The organism is Propioniciclava sp., assembly GCF_029977985.1.
In the GTDB taxonomy this organism is placed as follows: domain Bacteria; phylum Actinomycetota; class Actinomycetes; order Propionibacteriales; family Propionibacteriaceae; genus Propioniciclava.
Genome location: NZ_JARKOT010000262.1, coordinates 1 through 7,013 on the forward strand (window position 1 = coordinate 1; position 7,013 = coordinate 7,013).

Annotated in this window: 6 protein-coding genes; 5 read left to right on the top strand and 1 reads right to left on the bottom strand. The window is 72.0% G+C overall.

Annotated features, from left to right (window positions below; genetic code table 11):
* Positions 1-573, bottom strand: a complete 573-nt coding sequence (locus Q1K57_RS14125) for a lytic transglycosylase domain-containing protein (RefSeq protein ID WP_300083707.1) — start codon at positions 571-573, stop codon at positions 1-3.
* A 366-nt stretch (positions 574-939) separates the two neighbouring features.
* Between Q1K57_RS14125 and Q1K57_RS14130 the strand changes: the two genes are divergently transcribed.
* The 5 genes from Q1K57_RS14130 to menD all read left to right on the top strand — a co-directional run bounded on the left by Q1K57_RS14130 (position 940) and on the right by menD (position 6,866).
* On the top strand, positions 940-1,326 hold the full coding sequence (locus Q1K57_RS14130; protein ID WP_300083709.1) for a hypothetical protein: 387 nt from the start codon (positions 940-942) through the stop codon (positions 1,324-1,326).
* Between the two features lie 915 nt (positions 1,327-2,241).
* Positions 2,242-3,357 carry an AMP-binding protein gene (locus tag Q1K57_RS14135; RefSeq protein ID WP_300083711.1) on the top strand — a complete coding sequence of 372 codons (1,116 nt, stop codon included), beginning with the start codon at positions 2,242-2,244 and terminating at the stop codon, positions 3,355-3,357.
* The gene (locus tag Q1K57_RS14140) at positions 3,341-4,219 is read left to right on the top strand and encodes a 1,4-dihydroxy-2-naphthoate polyprenyltransferase (RefSeq protein WP_300083713.1); all 879 of its coding nucleotides are present in this window, start codon (positions 3,341-3,343) and stop codon (positions 4,217-4,219) included. The genes Q1K57_RS14135 and Q1K57_RS14140 overlap by 17 nt, the downstream gene beginning before the upstream one ends.
* 8 nt (positions 4,220-4,227) lie before the next feature.
* The gene (locus Q1K57_RS14145) at positions 4,228-5,259 is read left to right on the top strand and encodes an o-succinylbenzoate synthase (RefSeq protein WP_300083715.1); all 1,032 of its coding nucleotides are present in this window, start codon (positions 4,228-4,230) and stop codon (positions 5,257-5,259) included.
* A complete protein-coding gene (menD, locus tag Q1K57_RS14150) occupies positions 5,256-6,866 on the top strand; it encodes a 2-succinyl-5-enolpyruvyl-6-hydroxy-3-cyclohexene-1-carboxylic-acid synthase (protein ID WP_300083717.1) in 1,611 nt (536 codons plus the stop codon). Before Q1K57_RS14145 ends, menD begins: the two co-directional genes overlap by 4 nt.
* Positions 6,867-7,013: the final 147 nt, after the last annotated feature.

Sequence of the window (7,013 nt, forward strand, 5' to 3'; positions counted from 1 at the left end):
TCAGTACCAGCCGTGGGAGCGCTTGAAGCCCCAGGCCTGGCAGGGGGTGCCGTAGCGGTCGTGCACGTAGTCGAGGCCCCAGCGGATCTGGGTGGCGGGGTTCGTCCGCCAGTCCGAGCCGAAGCTGGCCATCTTGCTGCCCGGCAGGGCCTGCGGGATGCCGTAGGCGCTGGAGTGGGGGTTGTCCGCGTACGGGTTCCACCGGCTCTCGCGCATGATGATCGAGTTGTAGCAGGTGAACTGGTCGTCGCCCCACCCGTACTTGTTGGTCATGATCTGCCGGGCGATCTCGCGGGGATCGGTGATCGACGGCTCGTAGCCGAGCTCCTGCACTTTCAAGTCGTGCAGCGCCTTGATCGTGGCGTTGTGGATGTCGATCGCGGAGCTCTGGCGGTGCAGCAGCGACTGCCGGTAGGCCGCGAGTTCTGCCGTCTGGCTGGTGTCGGTGGTCGCGGAGGAGTTCGGCGGCGTCACGGCCCTGGCCAGGAGGTCAGCGCCCGGGACGAGCGGTGTGATTCCGAAGACTGCGGCGAGGGCGACGATGCCCGCCCGCACGGTCCGGAGTCTCAGCACGGGAAGCAGTCTTCCATAAGCGAGCTCTCAGGTAAAACTCAGGTTTGCGGCGAGTCGCGTGGTCTGGTGGGTCGCCGTCCATGCCCGGACCATCTCTCGTCCGTCGAGCCTGTCGAGACGTCACAACGGCCGTCGGAGTGGCCCCGAGCGGACCTGCGGCGGACGGAGTTCTCACGGCGCCTGACAGGCCTCGTCACACCTGCTTGGATGTGCGCAACAGTTGCCCACGCTGGGTCCAGTGACGGAGCGGCGACGATGAGAGAACAGAATGCAGAGTGACATCCACGAGCGAGTGAAGCGATCCATCGTGGCCGCGTGGCCCGAGGCCAGGCGCGTCCGGCGCGACCAGGTCGACGAGTACTAGTCGTGGAGCGCTACCCGATTCAGACGCGGCAGAGTCGACTCGTCCTGCCGGGGGCGCCGTCCGAGAGGGACGACGAGGTGAGGGACTTCCTGTTCGTATCGATGGCCATCGAGGCAAGTGTTGACGAGCAGTCCGTGAGCATCGGCGTTCGGGACGACGATGGGAACTCGGCGACCTTGGTGTTCGAGGGCGTCCAGTATCTCCGTGTGCAGCATGACGACAGTCCGCCGCCGCTTGCCTGGCGGCGCGAGCCGGTCTTCAACGTCGCCGAACTGAACAATAACGTGTACGAGTTCGTGATGGGTCTGCACTCGCTTGAGTTCACGGCACGCAGCGCAACGGTCTCGTGGGCTGGGTCTTCGGCGCGTGGAGGGCGCGCCGATGGCTGAGATCAGTTCCGCCGATCGTCACCGACGATAATGGGATATCGAAGCCTATCGGAGCATTGCCGCGGCGTGCCGGAGCATGGAGGCAAATAGATGTCCCCGACGATTCATTCGGCAGGACCGGGCGTCGCCTACAGATCAGCGCCGAGGGAGATTCGGTACTGATCTCACTCAAGAATGATGCAGCTGCCGAATCCCCGAACTGTGGTGGTCGGGTGACAGTGGGCCTGCGGCGAGCCGTATCGCACGGTGGTCAAGAAGGCCAAGGCGGCCGTGCGGGCTTTCTCCAGTACGATCAGTCGCTACAAGTCCTGTGTCCGGTTCGGTCGAGGCGCGTCCGGTCACCGAAGGATGCCCATAGGACAAACTCGCAAGTATTGGCAGACCTAAAAGGGTCCCAAGTGGAACCTCCACATCGAGAGAAGGTATGGTGCACTTAGCAGATGTGGGCAAAGGCAAGTACCATCAATTCTGGAGGCAGTGAGATGAATGCCCATGGTGCGGAGCCCTCCGACCTGGGTGATGAGCTCGACCACGTCGCTGGCGTCGAACTGGCCGGGTGTGGAGTGAATCGGCGCCCTATTGCTGAGGGTGCGATATTTCGGCTGGAGGGGCACGCTCCGGGCGCCGCTGTAGAACTGGGCCACGCCTACCAGGCCCACCTCTGGCTGGAGACTGCCGGCGGCTGGCGTTCGGACACCGTCGACAGCGACCATGACGATCTGTTGGCCGAGTGGAGCGAAATGCTGCAGTTGGCCAAACGGATCGCTGGTGGCGCCGAGACGCCCGTCGATGATGGCAAGGGGGCATGGGTGTCAACGAGCGGCTACCGTCTCGGGCGCCGCAACCAGCCCGGGGATGGTTCTTTGCATTCGCGGTTGTGGCGACGGCCCACGTCCGGATGACTACGGTGGGAGCGTGCGATTGCGGCTGCTGAGCGGTGCCGACCTGGTCGGTGGGCTCGCGGACGCACTGGCCGGCGGGCCGCCGATCGCTCCGGAACCTGAAGCGCGGCTGCTGCCGGCGCTGGGGCTGGACGAACCGGTCGAAGCCGGCGCCGCTGCCGTCGTCACCACGTCCGGGTCGACCGGCGAGCCGAAGGCGGTCGTGCTCGGGGCCGACGCCATCCGGTTTGCCGCCGACGCGACCCACCAGCGGCTCGGCGGGCCGGGGGAGTGGGTGTGCGCGCTGCCGGCGGCCCACGTCGCCGGGTTGATGACCATCGCCCGGGCCGTCGTCGCGGGCACTCGCGTCCGGTTCGCCCGTCCCGACCTGTCCGACCTGCCCGACCCGGACGGGCGCACCTACCTCTCGCTCGTCGCGGCCCAGCTCGACCGGGGCCTCGGCGATCCCCGGGTGCGCGCGGCGCTCCCGGGCTACGCCGCGATCCTCGTCGGCGGCAGCGCCGTCCCCGTGGGCCTGCGCGAGCGCGCCCGCGAGGCCGGGATCACGGTGGTCACCACCTACGGCATGAGCGAGACCTGCGGCGGCTGCGTCTACGACGGCGTGCCGCTGGACGGGGTCCGCGTCGAGATCGAACCCGAAACCGACACGGATCCCGGTGTCGGCCGGCTCTCCCTCGGCGGCCCGATGGCGTTCTCCGGCTACCGGCTGCGGCCGGACCTCACCCGCGAGGTGCTGAGCGGCGACCTCGTCCGCACCAACGACCGCGGCCGCTGGCTGGACGGCCGACTCCAGGTGCTCGGCCGGATCGACGACGTGGTGATCTCCGCCGGCACGAACGTCGACCTGGCCGCGGCCCAGCGGGTCTGTGACGAGAAGTTCGGTCCGGGCCTGCTGGCACTGCTCGCCGTCCCGGACGAGCGATGGGGGCACCGGATCGTCGCGATGACCACCGGCGACTACGACCTCGCCGAGGTCAGGGACCGCCTCGAACCCCGGCTCGGTCGCGCCGCCGCACCGCGCGAATTGCGGCGGGTCGCCACGTTGGCGTACACATCGATAGGCAAGATCGACCGGACGGCACTGCTGCGGTGCTGGCACGAGAAGGGCGAAGATGGCGTCACTGGCTGAATGGGTCGAGGGTGCCCGTCCGCGAACCCTGCCGGCCGCCCTGGCGCCGGTCGTCGCCGGCAGCGCCATCGCCTGGTTCGAGAACGCCTTCTCCCCCCTGCTCGCCGGCCTTGCCCTCGTCGTCGCCCTCGCCCTGCAGATCGGGGTGAACTTCGCCAACGACTACTCCGACGGCATCCGGGGCACCGACGCCGCGCGGGTCGGTCCGCTGCGGCTGGTCGGCTCCGGCGCGGCCCACCCCCGGCATGTGCTGGCGGCGGCCCTGGCCTGCTTCGGCATCGCCGCGCTGGCGGGACTCGCCGTCGTCGTGATCACCGGCCACTGGTGGCTGCTCGCCGTCGGCGCCGCGGCCATCGCCGCCGCCTGGTTCTACACCGGCGGCAAGCGCCCGTACGGCTACCTCGGGCTCGGCGAACTGTTCGTGTTCATCTTCTTCGGGCTGGTCGCCGTGACCGGCACCGTCTACATCCAGCTGGACGGCGTCACCGCCGCGACCTGGTGGACGGCGGTCGCCATCGGCGTCCTCGCCTGCGCGATCCTCGTCGCCAACAACCTGCGCGACCTGGACGGCGACCGCGCGGCCGGCAAGCGGACCCTCGCCACCCGCCTCGGCGACGCAGGCACCCGCCGGTTCTTCCTCGGCCTGCTCGTCGTCGCGGCGGCCGGGGTGTTCGGCGTGGCCGCGACGAGTTCCTGGTGGGCGCTGCTCGGCTGGTTCATGCTCGTGGCGCTGATCGGCCCGATCCGCGAGGTCGCCCGCGGCGTCACCGGACGCGCGCTGATCCCCGTCCTCAAGCAGACCGGCTTCGCGGAACTCGCCTGCGCCACCGGCCTGTTCCTCGGGCTCGTGATCGCCCACTGAGGCCGGCCATGTTCTCGGCGGCGGTGGCCTACGCGCTCGGCCTGCGGAACCGGTTCCGGGGGCTCACCGTGCGCGAGGGACTGCTGGTCCGCGGACCGGCCGGCTGGGCCGAGTGGAGTCCCTTCGCCGAGTACACCCACCCGGAGATCGACGCCTGGTGGCAGGCGACGGTCGAGGCGGCGACCCTGGGCTTCCCCGAGCCGGTCCGCGACCGGGTGCCGGTGAACGCCACCGTCCCGGCGATCGGACCGGAAGCCGCCCACGCGCTCGTCGCCACGTCCGGCTGCCGTACGGCGAAGGTGAAGGTCGCGGAGCCGGGCCAGACGTTCGCCGACGACGTGGCCAGGGTCGAGGCGGTGCGCGACGCCCTCGGCGCGGACGGGAAGCTGCGCGTCGACGTCAACGGGCTTTGGGACGTGGCCGCGGCCGAGCGCAACCTGCGCGAGCTCGCCCGGTTCGACCTGGAGTACGCCGAGCAGCCCTGCGCGAGCGTCGGCGACCTCGCGCAACTGCGGCTGCGGCTCGCCCGGGCCGGGGTGGACGTGCCGATCGCCGCGGACGAGAGCATCCGCCGCTCCGGCGACCCCGAACGGGTGGTCGCGGAGCACGCCGCGGACATCGCCGTGCTCAAGGTGCAGCCGCTCGGGGGCGTCCGGCGCTGCCTCGAACTCGCCGAACGACTGGGCCTGCCGGTCGTGGTCTCCTCGGCCCTGGAGAGCTCGGTCGGCCTCGCCGCCGGCGTGGCGCTCGCGGCGGCCCTGCCCGAGTTGCCCTATGCCTGCGGGCTGAACACCGCAACGATGTTCACCACGGACGTGACCACACGGCCGCTGGTGGCCGTGGACGGAGAGATCGAGGTACGCAGCGTGGACGTGGACGCCGCAGCCGACTGGACGGCCGGTCCGGACGCCACCGCTGCCTGGCTGGAGCGGCTCGCCACCGTCCCGGGAGCCCGGGCGACCGTCACCACCGTCATCCCGGGCTCGACCCCGGATCTCCGGCCGACACCCACCGGAGCCACGCACGAGGGGGAGTTGTGAGCGAGTCCATCGCCTGCGCACAGGCCGTGATAGGCCAACTGCTGGCCCAAGGGCTGACCGACCTGGTACTCGCCCCGGGCTCGCGCAGCGCCCCGCTGGCGCTGGTCGGCGACGCCGCCGCCCGGGAAGGGCTGCTGCGGCTGCACGTTCGCGTGGACGAGCGGGGTGCGGGGTTCCTCGCGCTCGGGCTCGCGAAGGCGTCCGGACGCTTCGTCCCGGTCGTCACCACGTCCGGCACCGCGGTGGGCAACCTGCTGCCCGCCGTGATGGAGGCCGCCCACGCCGGCGTGCCGCTGCTGGTGCTGTCGGCCGACCGGCCCGCCGCGCTCGTCGGCACGGGGGCGAACCAGACCACCGAGCAACTGGACCTCTTCGCCGGCTTCCTGCGTCATCGCGGCCGGGTGTCGTCGACCGCCGCGCCCGCCTCCTGGGCGGCGCAGGCTGCGCGCGCGGTCCTCGCGGCCGGGGGCGACCTCTCGGGTGTTCCGGGGCCTGCCCAGCTCAACCTGGAGTTCGGCCTGCCCCTCGTGCCCGAGAGCGGCCAGGTCGCCGGTCCGGCGTCCCGCCGGGCCGTGCGCGCGGGCCGGTTCGCCCGTCCGGAGCCGACGGCGTTGGCCGGCCGGCCGCGCACGGTCGTGGTGTGCGGCGACGCCGACCCGGCGACCGGACGAGCGGCCCGCGCGCTCGCGGAGGAGGCGGGCCTGCCCCTGGTCGCGGAGCCGTCGAGCAACGCGAGGTCCGGCGCGAACGCGCTGGCCACCGGACGGCTGCTGCTGGCCGGCCCCCTGGGCCGCCAGGTCGAGCGCGTGGTGGTGTTCGGCCGGCCGAACCTGTCCCGCCCGGTCACCGCCCTGCTCGCCCGCGCGGGCGTCGAGGTCGTGGTGGTGGCAGCCCGGCCGGACTACGTGGACCCGGGGTGGCGGGCATCCCTGGTCGCCGGCGCGGTGTCGGTGGAGCCGGGTCCGGGCGACTGGCTGGACGCCTGGCGGGCGGCCGACGCCGAGCGCTCGGCCGGCCTGGCCGCGGACACCGACGGCGCGCTCACCGGACCGGAACTCGCGCGGATCGTGGTGGGCGCGGTGCCGCCGGAGCAGGTGCTGTGCCTCGGCAACTCGAACCCGATCCGGGACGCCGACCTGGCGCCCGTCCGTCCGGACCCCGGCCCGGTGTACGCCAACCGTGGCCTGTCCGGCATCGACGGGACGCTGGCCACCGCGACCGGTGTCGCCCTGGCCACCGGTGCGCCGACCACGCTGCTCTGCGGCGACCTCGCGTTCGTCCACGACGTCGGCTCGCTGGCGATCGGGCCCGGCGAGCCGAGGCCCACTCTCCGGGTGGTGGTGGCCGATGACGGCGGCGGCAGCATCTTCGCGACGCTGGAGTACGGCCAGGACCGCTTCGCCGAGTCGTTCGAACGGGTCTTCGCCACCCCCACCGGCCTGGATCTGGTGGCCCTCGCAACGGGCTTCGGCGTGCCGGCCCGCCGCGTCGCGACCGCGGCCGACGTCACCGCCGCACTGGCCGGGCCGTGGAGCGGCCTCGAGGTCCTGGTGGTGGACGTCGACCGCTCGGGCCGAGCGGACGAGGCCCGGCGTCTGACCGACTGAAAACCTCCGCAAGGTGGAGCGAAACCGTCGAAGACGACGGGTTCGGTGCACCGTGCGCGGGGGGGGGGGGGGGGGGGGGCGGGGGTGGGGGGGGGGGGGGGGGGGGGGTGGCGCCGGCCGCGGCGGGCGCGCCCCCCCCCACCCTGG

Coding starts and splice junctions, on each gene's coding strand:
- Q1K57_RS14140 (WP_300083713.1), top strand. CDS start 3,341: ATGGCGTCACTGGCTGAATGGGTCGAGGGTGCCCGTCCGCGAACCCTG.
- Q1K57_RS14145 (WP_300083715.1), top strand. CDS start 4,228: ATGTTCTCGGCGGCGGTGGCCTACGCGCTCGGCCTGCGGAACCGGTTC.